The organism is Dolosigranulum pigrum ATCC 51524, from assembly GCF_000245815.1.
GTDB lineage: Bacteria > Bacillota > Bacilli > Lactobacillales > Carnobacteriaceae_A > Dolosigranulum > Dolosigranulum pigrum.
Window position 1 is genome coordinate 955,438 of record NZ_JH601103.1, and the last position, 16,546, is coordinate 971,983.

The 16,546-nt window shown below is 42.1% G+C and carries 14 protein-coding genes; all 14 read left to right on the forward strand.

What is annotated here, in order from left to right; genetic code table 11:
* The coding region (locus tag HMPREF9703_RS09045) for an LPXTG cell wall anchor domain-containing protein (protein WP_004635924.1) at positions 1–323 on the forward strand (323 nt) is incomplete at its 5' end.
* A 123-nt stretch (positions 324–446) separates the two neighbouring features.
* Positions 447–1,559, forward strand: coding sequence for a hypothetical protein (locus HMPREF9703_RS04395; RefSeq protein ID WP_004635925.1), 1,113 nt, complete (start codon positions 447–449; stop codon positions 1,557–1,559).
* 123 nt (positions 1,560–1,682) lie between these two features.
* Complete coding sequence (locus HMPREF9703_RS04400) at positions 1,683–3,305, forward strand: PTS transporter subunit EIIC (RefSeq protein ID WP_004635926.1); 1,623 nt, start codon at positions 1,683–1,685, stop codon at positions 3,303–3,305.
* A gap of 165 nt (positions 3,306–3,470) precedes the next feature.
* Complete coding sequence (locus tag HMPREF9703_RS04405) at positions 3,471–4,115, forward strand: glycoside hydrolase family 73 protein (protein WP_004635927.1); 645 nt, start codon at positions 3,471–3,473, stop codon at positions 4,113–4,115.
* Between the two features lie 13 nt (positions 4,116–4,128).
* Complete coding sequence (locus tag HMPREF9703_RS04410) at positions 4,129–4,869, forward strand: beta/alpha barrel domain-containing protein (protein ID WP_004635929.1); 741 nt, start codon at positions 4,129–4,131, stop codon at positions 4,867–4,869.
* A 36-nt stretch (positions 4,870–4,905) separates the two neighbouring features.
* The gene (locus tag HMPREF9703_RS04415; RefSeq protein WP_004635931.1) at positions 4,906–6,060 is read left to right on the forward strand and encodes an ATP-grasp domain-containing protein; all 1,155 of its coding nucleotides are present in this window, start codon (positions 4,906–4,908) and stop codon (positions 6,058–6,060) included.
* A gap of 64 nt (positions 6,061–6,124) precedes the next feature.
* Complete coding sequence (locus tag HMPREF9703_RS04420; RefSeq protein WP_004635932.1) at positions 6,125–6,778, forward strand: GntR family transcriptional regulator; 654 nt, start codon at positions 6,125–6,127, stop codon at positions 6,776–6,778.
* 127 nt (positions 6,779–6,905) lie between these two features.
* Positions 6,906–9,125, forward strand: a complete 2,220-nt coding sequence (gene pcrA / locus HMPREF9703_RS04425; RefSeq protein WP_004635934.1) for a DNA helicase PcrA — start codon at positions 6,906–6,908, stop codon at positions 9,123–9,125.
* A gap of 15 nt (positions 9,126–9,140) precedes the next feature.
* Positions 9,141–11,159: an NAD-dependent DNA ligase LigA gene (gene ligA, locus HMPREF9703_RS04430; protein WP_004635936.1), complete on the forward strand. Its 2,019-nt coding sequence runs from the start codon at positions 9,141–9,143 to the stop codon at positions 11,157–11,159.
* A gap of 21 nt (positions 11,160–11,180) precedes the next feature.
* A complete protein-coding gene (locus HMPREF9703_RS04435) occupies positions 11,181–12,287 on the forward strand; it encodes a CamS family sex pheromone protein (protein ID WP_004635939.1) in 1,107 nt (368 codons plus the stop codon).
* 26 nt (positions 12,288–12,313) lie between these two features.
* Positions 12,314–12,619, forward strand: coding sequence for an Asp-tRNA(Asn)/Glu-tRNA(Gln) amidotransferase subunit GatC (gene gatC / locus HMPREF9703_RS04440; protein WP_004635940.1), 306 nt, complete (start codon positions 12,314–12,316; stop codon positions 12,617–12,619).
* Positions 12,619–14,085, forward strand: coding sequence for an Asp-tRNA(Asn)/Glu-tRNA(Gln) amidotransferase subunit GatA (gatA, locus tag HMPREF9703_RS04445; RefSeq protein WP_004635943.1), 1,467 nt, complete (start codon positions 12,619–12,621; stop codon positions 14,083–14,085). Before gatC ends, gatA begins: the two co-directional genes overlap by 1 nt.
* A 2-nt stretch (positions 14,086–14,087) precedes the next feature.
* Positions 14,088–15,521, forward strand: coding sequence for an Asp-tRNA(Asn)/Glu-tRNA(Gln) amidotransferase subunit GatB (gene gatB, locus HMPREF9703_RS04450; RefSeq protein ID WP_004635944.1), 1,434 nt, complete (start codon positions 14,088–14,090; stop codon positions 15,519–15,521).
* A gap of 34 nt (positions 15,522–15,555) precedes the next feature.
* Entirely contained in the window at positions 15,556–16,530 is a 975-nt protein-coding gene (locus HMPREF9703_RS09050) for a diacylglycerol kinase (protein WP_040376950.1), read from the forward strand.
* The last annotated feature ends 16 nt before the right edge of the window (positions 16,531–16,546 follow it).

Below are 16,546 nucleotides of genomic sequence, written 5' to 3' on the forward strand. Positions count from 1 at the left end.
CAGGTGAGACACCAGAAGCTCCTGGAACAAACGAAACTCCAGATAATACTCCGGAACAACCAAATGAAACACCAAATGTTCCAAGTACACCGGAAGAAACGCCGGGTCAATCAGGTGAGACACCAGAAGCTCCTGGAACAAATGAAACACCAGATACACCAACACAATTAAGTAACACACCTGCTCAGCCAGACCGCTCATCAATTACAGGTGAACGATTACCTGAGACAGCAACAGATTCATGGATGCTTGCCCTCGCATCATTAGTCAGTCTGTCAAGCGGTGCCGTACTAGCAGTGAAAAAGAAGAAAGATGACGAATAATAGGAACATAATCAGTTAATCTAAAATCGTCAAGCCATACAGAAAAGCACATCAGCATACATTAGCGGTGTGCTTTTCTTACATAGAACATGCTATAATAGGAAAAAGGATAGGAGTGTCCAGATGGGAATCTTAACTTATACAAAGTGGCGTACTCAAGTCAATAATAACCAAGAATCCATGCAAGATTATGTTAATTATCTACTGAACTATAAATACAAAGGGGAGACGGCTTATGAACGGTGGCTGACCCTTCCTGGGAATGAAGCAGGAAATGTGTCTGAATTTGTGACCTATATCCTAGAGCGTCAACAACATGTCGTGCAGCAACATCAACTGGAACCACATCAGCGTGCGAAGATTATGGGGGTGAAACTCTATCAAGACGCCGTGCAGATTATCTTGGATAATGGGAATAATATGCCTCTCTTAGGTGTTAGCTCTGGACAAGTTGTCGTTCATGCCCGTTCAGAGCAGGGAGATTTACTGCACTTGAGCTCTGGTGAAGCGCTGATGATATTAAATATAAAACTAGAAGCGGTCAATACCATTCAAAAGATTATAGTGGAAGGCCATGGGGTTTTTGCGCAGTACGAAGACGGTTCACAGCGTCGGATTGGTTTTGGCTATAAGTCGTTAGAAGTGTCGGATGCCTTCGATCAGTTCAGGGATGTCTATATTCAAGCGTCTAAGGTGATGATTGAACTGACGGATGGGACATCACTTCCGATTGGGACAATTACAGCTGAAGAACGCGAGCTGATTGTTGACTATATTATTAATAATAAGCAGGAATTAATGGTTATTTATCAAGATGGCGAGATTAAGAATATGGGCACGTTGAAGTTGCCGCAAGGAGCTGGACAGCAGTTATCAGAGTTAATGGAACACCTCTCTGAGTCTACGTCCTTCCAAGAGTTGGCGGCAATGTATATGTGGCCCTTCCGTCAAGCTGCGAGTCAGTTGCAGTATGAAGGGGTTGAGGAGGGACGATTGATGGTTCGATCAGCTGAAGGGGAGCATCATATCTACTACAGACAGGAAGCTATAGATCATCTAGCACTTGATGAGCAGCACCAATTAGTGGTCTCTTTAGATAATAAGCAGTCAATCCGCTTAGGTCGGTTAGAGACGGTAGGTGATAGGGCAGTGAAGCAAGTGCATGTGGTCTCCAATCAATTATTGATTGCTGTGATGGAAGATGGCACTGTGGTTGAATTGAGCGAGTCTATGTAATCATTTTTTTGATGAAATCGGTTTTTTGTTCAAGTTGATTTAATTATGAAGTGTAAGTGTGTTACAATAGAGTGTATGGGCAAATTGCCCTGCACTATATTATGTAGAAAGGAAGAATTGTTGATGAAAGATAAGTTTATGGACGTCTTGCAACGGTTAGGACGTACCTTTATGATGCCGATTGCGTTGCTACCGATTGCCGGGTTAATGCTGGGAATTGGTGCTTCACTGACGGGAGAGGCATTCGTTGAGTTGTATAGTTTGGAGGGTATTTTAGGTAAAGGAACGATCTTGAATAGTTTCTTATCTATTCTCTCTGATGCGGGAGAAGTTATCTTTGCGAACTTACCACTCTTCTTCGCGATTGCAGTCGGAATGGGCTTGGCAAAAGCGGCGAAAGAAGTAGCAGCGTTCTCTGGAGCAGTTGCTTATTTCGTGATGTACGCAACAATGACGAGTACGTTGGAGCACTTCGGTAATGTGGAGGAATTGAAAGAAGTTCCAGGCTTAATCAGCACGGTTGTTGGCTTCGAGAACACAATGAATACAGGTGTGTTTGGTGCAGTTATTATCGGGTTAGTTGTTGTATGGTTGCATAATAAATATTATAAAATTGAAATGCCTGATGCACTATCATTCTTCGCGGGGACGCGTTTTGTACCGATTGTTTCTGCCTTAGCTGGGGTAGTACTTGGGATGGTTTTTGCCTTCGTATGGCCGTATATCGGAATGGGGATTGCTTGGTTAGGAACAGCAGTCGCTAGCTTAGGGTATGTGGGAACCTTCTTGTACGGATTGATTTACCGTGCGTTGATTCCAACAGGGTTACACCACGTCTTCTACTTACCGTTCTGGCAGACAGCACTGGGTGGAACAGCTGAAGTAGCTGGCCAAATGGTTGAAGGGGCACAAAATATTGTCTTCGCGCAATTAGCAGCGGGAGAACCTGTTTCTTATGAAGCAGCTCGATTCTTCTCTGGACAGTTCCCATTCATGATCTTTGGTTTCCCAGCAGCGGCTTTTGCGATGTATCAGACAGCCAAAGAAGAACGTAAAGCGGATGTAAAAGGGCTCTTATTCTCAAGTTCTCTAACTTCTATCTTTACTGGGATTACGGAACCGATTGAGTTCTCTATTCTGTTCGCATCACCACTCTTATACTTCGGTGTTCACGTTGTCTTAGCAGCGTTCTCACACGTGTTGATGCACATCTTACAAGTTGGTGTCGGATTAACCTTCTCTGGTGGATTTATTGATTTCTTCTTCTACGGAATCTTACCAGGTCAAGTGATGACGAACTGGATGCCAGTTGTGCTAGTTGGTCTAGTCTACGGTGTCTTGTACTACACGATTTTCCGTATTTTGATTGTGAAGTTAGATCTGAAAACACCAGGTCGTGAAGATGAAACTCAAGAATCAAAATTGTACACAAAGGCAGACTACAAAGAGCAACAAGCTCAAAAAGAGAAAGCGGCGGAAGCTGGTTATACAGAACAATCTGTCGATGTTGTGGCTGGTTTAGGTGGTCCAGACAACTTAGTAGATGTCGGTAACTGTGCGACACGCTTGCGTGTAACAGTGAAAGACGGCGAACAAGTTGATCAAGGGTTATTAAAATCAACCGGTGCTTCTGGCGTGGTAGTGAAAGGGAAGAACGTTCAAGTGATCTACGGACCAAAAGTAGCCAATATTAAATCAAATGTAGATGAATATCTAGCTGCAATCGGTAAAATGCCGAATGCTTAATAACGAAAAAGGATCACCGAGTTAATCGGTGATCTTTTTTTGGCAGAAGAAACAGGATTCATTCGCTAGAAAATGAAATCTTGCTGATGTTGTGTTATAATGAGAAAGACTTTGTAAAAGCGTAGGGTTATATATGATATGCTTTGATTGTAGAGGAGGAGATCTATGGCTCGACATCACCAGAAACACTATCAACATCAATTGGTATACGCTATTTTAATGTTCTCGCTAGTGACAATTGGGGTGTTTATTTATTTTGGGTCACGGACGGTCATGTCACCCATGGCACCTGTCGAGATGAATATTGATACTCCCTTACAAGAAACAGTTAACACTCCTCGGCAGGAGACAGTGGAAGAGCAGCAAGCTTTTATCAATGAATTAGCTCCGAAAGCTCAAGAAATTCAACAGACGTACAATATCTTGCCGAGTATTATTATTGCTCAGGGTATTCTTGAATCAGACTGGGGCAAGAGTGGTCTAGCTCAGAAAGAGAATAATTATTTTGGGATTAAAGGTGGTACTGGATCGCCGACCTACCAGACGCAGGAATATACGGGAGAATGGGAGACAGTTGATGAACCGTTCAGAAGTTATGACTCGATGGAAGAGTCGATGGTTGATCATGCTAAGTTGCTCTATTATGGGACGACTTGGAATAATCAGCAGTACCAGAGTGTTCTCGAAGCGACTGATTATAAAGAAGCTGCACATGCCTTACAAGCATCCGGCTATGCGACTGATCCGAATTATGCTGAAAAATTGATTAAATTAATTGAGACCTACCATCTAAACCAATACGATGGCTAGGAAGGAGACTTAGATGACAGATAGTGCAAATCAATCAAATCAAAAAAAATCGAAAAAATTTGTTCCAGAAGTCACGACAACTTTACGTAGAGATTATGTGAAGGTGCCTAATGTGATTAAGGATTCATCGGGGATTCTGATTAATGGCAAGCGAATAAAATCACTTCTATTTACGACAGATATTGCGATTGTATTAAATAATAATGCTGATGCAGTCTTAGCGGTATATCCGTTCACACCTCATCCCGCAATTATTGAAGCCATTACAGCGACGTCCAATATTCCTGTATTAGCAGGAGTTGGTGGAGGAATGACCCAAGGGAAGCGTTCAGGGAATATGGCATTATTCGCTGAAGCGCATGGGTGTCAGGCGGTCGTCTTAAATTCACCTACACCAATTGAAACGATTTCATATGTGAATGAAATTATTGATATACCTATCATTAAGACTGTTGTGTCAGAGTATACAGATATTCAGGAAAATATCGATGCGGGAGTCGATATCGTCAGTGTGTCGGGGGCAGCAAAGACAGCTCAAATCGTCCGAGCGATTCGCCAAAAGTATCCAGAATTACCTATCATTGCAACAGGTGGTCCGACCGAAGCGGATATTAGAGAGACGATTGCTGCAGGAGCTAATGCGATTACGTATACGCCACCGTCAAACGGTGAATTATTCAGTAAGAAGATGAAAAAATATCGTAAGATTGAAAAAGATGACTATATGAGTCAAGAAGCAGAAAACACAGAATAATAGATGCAACAAGGAACGCAATTGAAGGGAGATATTATGAGTAATTATTTAAGTCCTAGAAGTAGTATAGGTATTATTGGAACGAATGAACAAGCCTATCAATTAGCTCTAGCTGCTAAGAAGTTAGGTTACCGAGTGAATGTCTTAGGGACATCGATGTTTAATTTAGTGAAAGCAGAAGCGGATCAGTATTTTATCGTGGAATCAATGCAGGATCAGCGAGCGTTCAAGAAATTAGCACAAGTCAGTGATGTCGTCTTATATACGAATGAAAACTTCCCGAACCAATTTATTAAACTGATGAATCAATTTGCCCATGTTCCTCAAAGTGAGAACATGCATTTCTTCACGACAGATCGTTCGGTACAAAATGTAATGTTAGAAGGAAGCGGTCTTGACTTATATCCGTATGTATTGGCGGTGACGGTTGAAGATGTGCGAGACGCATTAAGTAGCTTCGGTAGTCCATGTACGATTCGAACGACATTAAGTGCGACGCATAAGCCAGCCATCGAGATAAACTCTGAAGAAGATCTGTCACAAGCGGAAGCCTTGCTTGGATACGGTCCATGTATTGTAGAACCTGTTCAAGAACGCGTCCGTCGTATTGTTATAACAGCCATTAAAGATGAAGCTGGAGAATTCTCTCATTTTCCAATCAGTGCGATCAGTATTGATGATGAGACTAAGGGATTCGTAAGTGCACCGGCGCAACTTGAAGAAGCAACGGCACACTTAATGGAGCAAGCTACGGAAGGTATTGGTCGGATGAATGACTTTGTGGGCTTATTCTCGGTGGAATATGCTTTAACGGAAGATGATACGTTCTACATTAAGGAAATTACGAACTATCCGCACAAAGCATTGGATCATACATTAAAATCTCATACATTCTCGACATACGAAGCCATGATTCGCTTGGCTGTGGGGCTGCCTCTCAACCAGCTTAATCATCCGACTGCCAATCTGATTTATTGGCGATTTAACGAGAAGCAACTGGGCATGGTAGAAGAGAAGTTGCTGAACAATACAAGTACAGATGTTGTATTTTATCCGAATTATCTTGATGAAAGAAATGATCCGTATGATACGATTGGACATGTCTTCATGCATCAGACAGCAAAAGCAACCTCGTCAAAACAAAGCAATCAAGACAAACCAGAAGAACGTGCGGATCAATCTGAAGAATAGATAAATAATAATTCCTATTGCTGTAAACACATCTGAATGAAAAATGATGGTAGGGAGAATTGTTATGGTCAGGAACAAAAAATTAGAGAACAGAGCATATGATTATATCGAACAAAAAATAAAAGCTAAAGAATGGCGACCGAAAGAGCATCTGAAAGAAATGGAATTAGCGGAAGAGCTCAATATGAGTCGAACACCGATTCGTAATGCCTTGAAGCGGCTTGAGCAAGAACAGGTCATTCGTATTGAACCGTATAAAGGCGCTGTTATTTTAGAGCCCAAGGTAGATAGGGAAGCTTTCCAAGAACGTACGCAATTTTTGGAGTTGATTATTACCTATCACTTCCAGAAGTTGGAGCTACGCGAACATGATTATCAGAATGAAGAGCTTAATAAAATGGTGGATCAACTGGAACAATTGATCTCCAAAAAAGACTCTGAACAAACGTTTGAAGATTACGAAATTGATTTTTGGATCGCTATTTTGAAGTATTGTGAGAATAGTTATATGCAAAATTCAATCGTAACGGCGCTGCGTGAAATCTTTCCGAGTCGTGGTCATATTCATAATACCTTAATTAGTTCACGTAAGGAAAAAGTGGGACACTACCGAAAGATGATTGACTTCTTGCAAGCAAGTAATTACCCATATGCACGGCGGGAAGTACGCATCTTAATCAATAAACTAAACATGAATGTCTTGCAAGGCGTATCGTAAAGTGAAGAGAGCATCCATCATGGGTGTTCTTTTTGTATGAATACGTGTGAGGTAGATTGAGTTGGCTGTTAGGCTATCATCTACGCTTGTTTTCATGTATAATGAGAGAGTATGAGGTTTAGAAAGGATGATGAGCTTGGTTCTTAAACGTGACATTATTAGCGGCATGAATCCGAAGCAAAAAGAAGCCGTCTTACATACTGAAGGCCCCTTGCTGATTATGGCAGGAGCTGGATCGGGAAAAACGCGGGCGGTTACGCACCGAATTGCCTACTTAATCCAAGAAAAAGGGATTAATCCATATAATATTTTGGCCATTACTTTTACGAATAAAGCAGCATCAGAGATGAAGGAACGGGTGCAGACGCTCGTGGAAGATGGTGGAAGTGAGGTTTGGATTTCGACATTCCACTCATTATGTGTGCGTATTTTGCGCCGAGAAGCGGATCATATTGGTTACCAACGTGCCTTCACAATTGCTGATACAAGTGAACGCAAGACCTTAATGAAGCGGATTTTGAAAGAATTAAACTTAGATAGTAAGCAGTTTTCACCGAAAGCGATCTTAGCTAGCATCAGCAATGCCAAGAATGAGTTGATCGATGAGAAGTTGTATGCTGAACAGGCTTCTGATTACTGGACAGAGACAGTAGCCGAATGTTACAAGATGTACCAACGCGAGCTGCGTCAAGCAGAAATTATGGATTTCGATGACTTAATTATGCAGACGGTACGTTTATTTAAAGAACATCGTGAGGTGCTTGGTTATTATCAGACGCGGTTCCAGTATATTCATGTTGATGAATACCAAGATACGAACCATGCACAGTATGCATTAGTGCAATTACTTGCGGATCGACTGAAAAATATCTGTGTAGTTGGAGATGCTGATCAGAGTATTTATGGTTGGCGTGGCGCAGATATGGAAAATATTTTAAACTTCGAGAAAGATTATCCCGAAGCACGCACGATTTTACTTGATCAGAATTACCGCTCAACTAAGCGAATTCTCCAAGCAGCTAATGATGTTATTACAAACAACCTGAATCGTCGCAAAAAAAATCTCTGGACGGATAACCCAGAAGGAGAAAAGATTACAATCTATAGTGGAGGAACCGAGCGAGAAGAAGCACGGTTTGTTGCTTCGACGATTAAAGAGAAAATGGCAGACAATAGCCAGTTGAGCTACCATGATTTCGCAGTGTTGTACCGAACGAATGCGATGAGTCGTGTAGTTGAGGAGACGTTCGTGCAATCCAATATTCCTTATAATATTATTGGAGGAACGGGTTATTACGATCGAAAAGAAATTAAAGATTTAATTGCTTATTTAACATTGATTGTGAACCCAGCTGATATGATGAGTTTTAATCGGATTGTGAATGAACCGAAGCGTGGCATTGGGCAAGCAACGTTGGACAAGCTTGCGTTAGCAGCAGAAGAGATGGGTTGGAGCTTATATGAGACGGCGCTGAATGCAGTGCATACTAATCTCTCGACACGAGCGAGTGGTCATCTAGAAGCTTTTGCGCGAATGATTGCAGAGTTGCGTCAATTAGCCGATGATGTGTCAATCACAGAATTAGTGGAAGCTGTACTAGATAAGACGGGCTATCTTGAACAGTTAGAACAAGAGCGATCACTGGAAGCAGAAGCAAGAATTGAGAACTTGCGAGAGTTCTACTCAGTGACGAAGCAATTCGATGAATCAGAGCGTGAAGATAAGACGCTCCTGGCATTCTTAACCGATTTATCACTGCTGAGTCCAGTCGATGAAGTCCCCCTTGAAGAAAGTGACGTTACTTTAATGACCATGCATGCTGCGAAGGGATTAGAGTTTTCGTATGTCTTTATTGTTGGAATGGAAGAGGGGATTTTTCCGTTATCTCGTGCTGCCGAAGAAGTTGATGAACTCGAAGAAGAACGGCGCTTAGCTTATGTAGGAATTACGCGAGCAGAGCAAGAATTATACTTGACACATGCAAGATCTCGTCAGCTTTACGGTCAGACAAAACGCAATCCGAAATCACGATTCTTAAGTGAGATTAATGAGGCGATTGTTGAAAGCAATCAACTTGACTCAAGCAGTTCGACAATCATTAAGCAAAAGCGTCAAAGCTTTTTCGGTCGACCTAAAGCGCGACAAACACGCGGCAAAACTATTAGCTCATCGACGACCAAGACGTTCAATTGGCAAGTTGGTGATAAAGTGAAGCACCAGAAGTGGCAAGTCGGTACAATTGTGAAAATCAGCGGTGAAGGGAATAACCAGGAGTTGGATATTGCTTTCCCAGGTTTAGGTATCAAGACCTTATTGGCTTCATTTGCCCCGATTGAGAAAGTATAAGAAGGAGCATATTTTATGTCAGATTTATCTATGCAGGAAGCAAAAGATAGATTAGATGAATTGATTCCCGAAATTCGGCATCACAGTCATCAATATTATGTTGAGGATCATCCGAGCATTACAGATGAAGCATATGATCAATTGTACCAGGAATTAGTCTCTATTGAGTCTGAGTTCCCTGAGTTGATCGCAGAGGATTCCCCGACACAGCGAGTTGGCGGGGAGGTGCTTGAGGGCTTCGATAAAGTCTCTCATGATTCACCGATGCTAAGTTTAGGCAATGCGTTCAATAAGGAAGAGTTACTTGCTTTCGACACGCGAGTGAGACGAGAAGTGGGAGCAGTTGAATATCACTGTGAGTTGAAAATTGATGGCCTTGCGGTATCCTTAAAGTATGAGAATGGTCACTTGACGCAAGCCGCAACGCGAGGCGATGGGCAAGTGGGTGAAGATATTACAGCCAATGTGCGAGCAATTCGTCCGATTCCATTGAAACTAAAATCTCCGGTGACGATTGAAGCACGAGGCGAGATTTATATGCCAAAAGAGAGCTTCTTGAACTTAAATCAAGCGCGTGAAGAGGATGGGAAGAATCTATTCGCCAATCCTAGAAATGCGGCCGCCGGTACCTTGCGAAATCTTGATCCAAAAGTAACGGCAAGACGCCAGTTGAATATTTTTCTGTATTCACTGAATCAATATGAGCAGCAAGATGTGTCGACTCAGGCAGAAGCGCTACGATTTATCGATGAGATTGGTTTACGGACGAATAAGGAGCGCCAAGTTGTTCACGAGATAGAAGAAGTTTGGGACTATATCCAACATTATCAAACCCATCGAGCGGACTTACCATATGAAATTGATGGGATAGTGATTAAAGTCAATTCATTCCAACAACAAGATGCGATGGGCTATACAGTGAAAGCACCGAAGTGGGCAATTGCATATAAGTTTCCAGCTGAAGAAGCTTTCACGACCCTTCGAGAGATTGAATGGACTGTGGGGCGAACCGGTGTAGTCACGCCGACTGCTATCATGGATCCCGTCCAATTAGCAGGTACGACAGTCTCACGAGCAAGCCTGCACAATGTTGACTTAATTCAGGCTAAAGATGTGCGGTTGGAAGATCGCGTGGTCGTTAGAAAAGCGGGAGACATTATCCCCGAAGTTGTTCGTGTGGATAAAGAAGCCCGCGCAGGGGACAGTACCCCGTATAAAATTCCAACGCAATGCCCGGTCTGTCAGAGTGATTTAGTTCATTTAGATGATGAGGTTGCCTTGCGCTGCATTAATCCGAGTTGTATTGCCCAACAAAAAGAGCGGGCGATTCACTTCGTCTCACGCAATGCCATGAATATTGATGGCTTAGGGCCACAACTCATTTCACAATTATTTGAGGCAGAGTTAATCGCTGACACAGCTGATTTATATACTCTGAAGCGTGAGGAATTGATTGCATTAGATCGCATCGGCGAAAAGTCCGCCGATAATCTCTTGTCTGCAATCGAGCAGTCAAAGGATAATTCATTGGAACGGCTATTATTCGGCTTGGGCATTCGTTATGTCGGTCAAAAAGCAGCCACCTTACTAGCGGAAACCTTTGATCATATGGATCAAGTCATGTTGGCTAAGCCAGATGAAATCATGGCGATTGACGGTATCGGTGATGTCATTGCCCAAAGTGCCGCAGAATTTTTCCAATTAGATGAAACAAAACAATTGATTGATAAATATAAACAAGCGAATGTGAATATGACTTATCGGGGGTCACATGCTGCTGAAGAAGCAGGGATCGAAACAGAAGATGAGTTTTTTAAAGAAAAGACCGTTGTACTGACTGGAAAGTTAACGCATTTTAAGCGTTCGCAATTGAAGGCTATATTGACAGATTTAGGGGCTCATGTTGTTGGAAGTGTGTCCGGCAATACGGATCTTTTAATCGCCGGTGAAGCGGCCGGGAGCAAGCTTGACAAAGCGAAATCGCTTGATGTTGAAATTTGGGATGAAGAGACATTAATGACGCGATTAAGCTAATGTCAGAAAGGAGTATCTTTAGTGAAACAATATAAAAAATGGGTGCCGATTATCGGTCTTACGGCTATTTTAGGAGCGTGTAATGTTATTCCACGTGGCCATGTTGAGCGACAAAATCCACCAGCAACAAAGCAAGATGCCCCTATTGCTGATGGGCAATTAGTTGTGGAACAGCCACATAATAATTATTATCAACCCTTAATCGATGATCAGGGACATTATCCTCCAAGCAAAAATCGAGGATTGACGTTAACACTTAATTCTGATATTAATTTAAACTTATTTGAGACAGATTTATTACGATTGTCAACGCAACATTTTTCGACGGATCAGTACTTTATTCAAGAAGGACAGCTATTAATAGAAGAGACTGTATCGAATTGGTTGGGACGGGAATCTGATGAGAATCCTTCAGGGTTGAATCCCCCTGAGGGAGAAGGGACTTCTCCGTTATATTTGGCATCTATTCTAGAGCATGATTTTTATACACATAATGGTGAAGCCTTCGAATTAGGTGGTCTGACGATTGGCTTGGCAATGAATGGGAGCTATGAGACCGATGAAGGTGTTCAGGAAATTCCACAAGGTGAAATGATTGAACAAGCTCAACAAATCGCTGGAGCGATTGTAGCACGTATTCGCGAGAGTGATAAGATTGGTAGTGTACCGATTGTTATTGGTGTCTATGAACAAGCTGATAGCAATGATTTAAGTGGGGGAACGTATATACTAGAAGGTCTGAACCAAGTAGAGTCAGATGAGATTGAGTGGACAAGTTTAGATGAGGAACGGTTGCTCTTCCCATTAGAAGGTGGAAGTACAGATGAAGGGAACATGTTCCGGAATTTCCAAGAAGATGTCGAAACGGTATTTCCAAGTTTGAATGGTGTATACGCACGAGCGCACTATATGGATGAGACACTGGCCAGCTTGACCATTCATGTAACGACTAAATTCTATGGGCGCGGTGAAGTGATTGCATTGACTCAGTATTTGGAAACAGCTGCAAGGAATCACTTACCAGATCATGCGCGGATCCAGATAGAAGTTGAGTCACTGAATGGCTTGGAGAGTTTCCTAAGCCGTGAAATGGGCGAAGAACACTTCAATTCAAACGTTTTGTATTAAAGAAATAAATTATTAGGAGGATAACAATGACAATTAGTAAAGAAACGATGGAACAAACGATTCAATTAGCTAAGTTAGACTATCCAGCAGAGAAACTAGAGCTATTAATTAAAGAGATGCAAGGTATTGTTGATTTAGTAGCGATATTAGATGAATTAGATACCAGTGATGTTACCCCAACCTATCATGGGATTAACTTAGAATCAGTGATGCGTGACGATGAAGCAGTGAATGAGCTTGATCGACAAGCATTACTTGATAACGCGCCAGCACAAAAAGATGGCCTTATTCAAGTGCCGAATGTGATGAGTGATGAAGGAGGACAAGCTTAATGACGACTGAATACAAGACAATCGAACAATTACACGAATTATTGGTACAAGGCGAACTGACAGCGGTTGAATTAGTCGAGTCGCTATATGAGCGTGTGCAAGAGGTGGATGAAAAAGTTGGTGCCTTTTTAACACTCGATAAAGAGAGTGCACTCGAGCAAGCTCGTACGATTGATGAACAAGGGATCGATCCGAACAATCCACTATCGGGCATTCCAATCGGGATTAAAGATAATATTGTTACCAAAGAAGGCACTACCTCAGCTGCTTCTAAAATGTTGGAAGGCTTCCAGTCAGTTTATGATGCCACAGCTATTAAGAAATTAAAAGAAGCTGGCATGATTTCATTCGGGAAATTAAATATGGATGAATTCGCAATGGGTGGCTCTACAGAAAACTCAGCTTACCAACTTACACGCAACCCGTGGAATCTTGATAAAGTACCGGGTGGCTCATCTGGTGGTTCAGCGGCAGCAGTGGCAGCTGGATTAGTTCCGGCAGCATTGGGAACGGATACGGGTGGATCGATTCGTCAGCCAGCTGCGTATAATGGTGTCGTTGGATTGAAACCTACTTATGGACGCATTTCACGTTACGGCTTGATTGCATTCGGTTCAAGCTTGGATCAGATTGGTCCACTAACTCGAACAGTCCGCGATAATGCCTTAGTCTTGAACGCGCTCAGTGGCTACGATGAGAAAGATTCTACCTCCTCACCGCGCGAATCAGAAGATTTCACCCGAAAAATCGGTGAGTCGATTAAGGGCAAGACAATCGGTGTTCCAAAAGAATTACTGAATCAGTCACATGCTAAGAATGATATTATTGATACAGTCAAAGCAGCGATTAAAGTATATGAAGAGCTCGGTGCTACAATTAAAGAAGTATCGCTCGAACATGCCAAATATGGTGTAGCTGCTTACTACATTCTCTCTAGTTCCGAAGCCTCTAGTAACTTACAACGTTTCGATGGCATTCACTATGGGTACCGCAATGAAGAGGCTGAATCATTGGAAGAAGTATACGTTAAGAGCCGTTCAGAAGGATTCGGCGATGAAGTGAAGCGCCGTATCTTACTAGGAACATTCTCACTCAGCAGTGGATATTATGATGCGTACTTCGAAAAAGCAGCCCGCGCACGTACACTGATTATTGAAGACTTCAAGAAAGCTTTTAGTGATGTCGATGTCATTCTGACACCAGCATCATTGACAGAAGCATACACAATTGGTAAGCGCGTAAAAGATCCAGTTAAGATGTATAAAGCGGATGAAATGACCGTTACCGTTAACTTAGCTGGTATACCAGCAATTTCCATTCCATGTGGTTTTATTAATGAGATGCCGGTTGGATTGCAGTTAATTGGGAAACATTTCGATGAAGCGACACTTTACCAATTTGCAGCTGTTTTTGAAGCAAATACCGACTATCACAAACAACTACCAACCTTCAAAGGGGGAGAATAAATATGAATTTTGAAACAATTATTGGATTAGAATGTCACGTTGAACTAAAAACGACCTCAAAAATGTTCTCACCCACGCCAGCAGAGTTTGGCGCTGAACCGAATGAGAACACAAACGAAATTGACTGGGGTTACCCGGGTGTCTTGCCAAAAGTGAATAAACGGGCGATTGAATTCGGAATGAAAGCGGCCTTAGCACTTAATTGCGATATTACGAAAGATACAAAATTTGACCGTAAAAACTACTTCTACCCAGATAATCCGAAAGCGTACCAAATCTCACAATTTGACCGCCCAATCGGAGTAAATGGCTATATTGATATTGAGGTAGATGGTGAGAAAAAACGAATCCGCATCGAGCGTGTTCACTTAGAAGAAGATGCTGGGAAAAATATGCACCGCCCAGATGGGTACTCTTATGTTGACTTAAACCGTCAGGGCACACCATTAATTGAGATTGTCTCTGAAGCAGATATCCGCTCACCTGAAGAAGCACAAGCCTATCTTGAAAAATTAAAACAAATTATTCAATATACGGGTGTCTCTGATGTGAAGATGGAAGAAGGATCCATGCGAGCGGACGCGAATATTTCCTTACGACCATTTGGCCAAGAAAAATTCGGCGTAAAAACAGAACTTAAAAACTTAAACTCATTTAATAACGTGCGCAAAGGGTTAACTTATGAAGTGACGCGACAAGAAAAAGAACTCTTAGCCGGTAAAGAATTATTGCAAGAAACACGTCGCTATGATGAACATACTGGTAAGACAGTCCTCATGCGAGTAAAAGAAGGAGCAGCAGATTACCGTTACTTCCCTGAACCTGACTTACCACGCTTAGTCATTGAACAGGAATGGATTGACCGTGTGAAAGATAGCTTACCAGAACTCGCGGAAGAACGTATTGAGCGTTACGTCAATGAACTAGGTATTTCGAACTATGATGCTGAAACGTTGACGGCTAGTGTTGAGATGTCTGATTTCTTCGATGCGACTGTTGCAGCTGGAGCGGATGCTAAGCAAGCTGTTAACTGGTTAATGGGAGACATATTAGCTTACTTGAACAAAGAACAAGTCGAGCTAGCTGACACACAGCTGACCCCAGAGTCATTAGCTGAGATGATTCAATTAATTGAAGATGGCACTATATCATCCAAAATTGGTAAAAAAGTTTACCTGGAATTGATAAAAGAAGGTAGCGATAATGTTAATGCCTTAGTGGAAGAAAAAGGATGGGTTCAATTATCGGATCCTGCGAAATTAACACCAATTATTGAAGAAATCTTAGATAATAACCAACAATCTGTGGATGATTTCAAAGATGGAAAAGATCGAGCAAAAGGCTTCTTAGTCGGACAAATTATGAAAGAAACACGTGGAAAAGCAAATCCACAAGTTGTCCAAAAACTATTAGCAGAAGCTCTAGCTAAACGTTAAACAGATTATTGCCGTAATTTATGAGAGGAGAGGAATGCGTATGAGACCACGTGCTCGTTTAATCTATAATCCGACATCTGGGCGAGAAGTTGTTATAAAAAATTTGCCGGATATTTTACAAGTTTATGAAGAAGCTGGATACGAGACAAGTAGTTTTCGAACGACACCTGAGCCTCTATCTGCTATGCATGAAGCACAGCGATGTGGGGAAGACGGCTTTGATTTGATTATTGCAGCGGGCGGGGATGGAACGGTTAATGAAGTCATTAATGGCTTAGTAAAACTTCCTAAACGGCCAAAAGTGGCTGTGTTGCCGGCCGGGACCACGAATGACTATGCTCGCGCACTTGGGGTGAATCGGAATGATTTAGTGGAAGCAGCCCGAATAATTGACCTTAACCGAACTGTTTTAATGGATATTGGAAAGATTAATTTACGTGATCGCAATACATCAGAAGTCAGACAAACGTACTTTGCCAATATTGGGGCAGTAGGATCATTGACTGAATTAACCTATGATGTCCCAAGCCAACTGAAGACAATGTTCGGACCGCTTGCGTATTTTGCGAAAGGAGTGGAATTGTTGCCTAAGTTAGGCGGCGTTCCTCTCCATATTACATACGATCAAGGAGAGTATCACGGGAATGCAACGATTGTGTTTGTTTCTTTAACCAATTCAGTTGGAGGGTTTGAAAAAATTGCCCCAGATACGATTATGGGAGACGGGATGTTTACCTTGATTGTGGTGAAGACGAGTAACATGAATGAGCTTATCCGCTTATCCAGACGTCTGATCAAAAATGGCGATCATATTGAGAGCGATCAGTTAATTTATACTAAAACCAAACAAGTGAGCATTCAGGTTGATAATGATGAAGAATTACTCATTAATGTTGACGGGGAACTAGGAGGAAAAGCGCCTGCTACTTTTGATAATTTAAAGCAACATCTTGAATTTGTTGCCGATATCGATCGTATGGTTAGCGACATAAATGACGTGTCTGACTAATCTGATTTACGATCTT

Coding starts and splice junctions, on each gene's coding strand:
- HMPREF9703_RS04415 (WP_004635931.1), top strand. CDS start 4,906: ATGAGTAATTATTTAAGTCCTAGAAGTAGTATAGGTATTATTGGAACG.
- HMPREF9703_RS04395 (WP_004635925.1), top strand. CDS start 447: ATGGGAATCTTAACTTATACAAAGTGGCGTACTCAAGTCAATAATAAC.
- HMPREF9703_RS04400 (WP_004635926.1), top strand. CDS start 1,683: ATGAAAGATAAGTTTATGGACGTCTTGCAACGGTTAGGACGTACCTTT.
- gatC (WP_004635940.1), top strand. CDS start 12,314: ATGACAATTAGTAAAGAAACGATGGAACAAACGATTCAATTAGCTAAG.
- HMPREF9703_RS04405 (WP_004635927.1), top strand. CDS start 3,471: ATGGCTCGACATCACCAGAAACACTATCAACATCAATTGGTATACGCT.
- HMPREF9703_RS09050 (WP_040376950.1), top strand. CDS start 15,556: ATGCGTATGAGACCACGTGCTCGTTTAATCTATAATCCGACATCTGGG.
- gatB (WP_004635944.1), top strand. CDS start 14,088: ATGAATTTTGAAACAATTATTGGATTAGAATGTCACGTTGAACTAAAA.
- HMPREF9703_RS04410 (WP_004635929.1), top strand. CDS start 4,129: ATGACAGATAGTGCAAATCAATCAAATCAAAAAAAATCGAAAAAATTT.
- gatA (WP_004635943.1), top strand. CDS start 12,619: ATGACGACTGAATACAAGACAATCGAACAATTACACGAATTATTGGTA.
- ligA (WP_004635936.1), top strand. CDS start 9,141: ATGTCAGATTTATCTATGCAGGAAGCAAAAGATAGATTAGATGAATTG.
- pcrA (WP_004635934.1), top strand. CDS start 6,906: ATGATGAGCTTGGTTCTTAAACGTGACATTATTAGCGGCATGAATCCG.
- HMPREF9703_RS04420 (WP_004635932.1), top strand. CDS start 6,125: ATGGTCAGGAACAAAAAATTAGAGAACAGAGCATATGATTATATCGAA.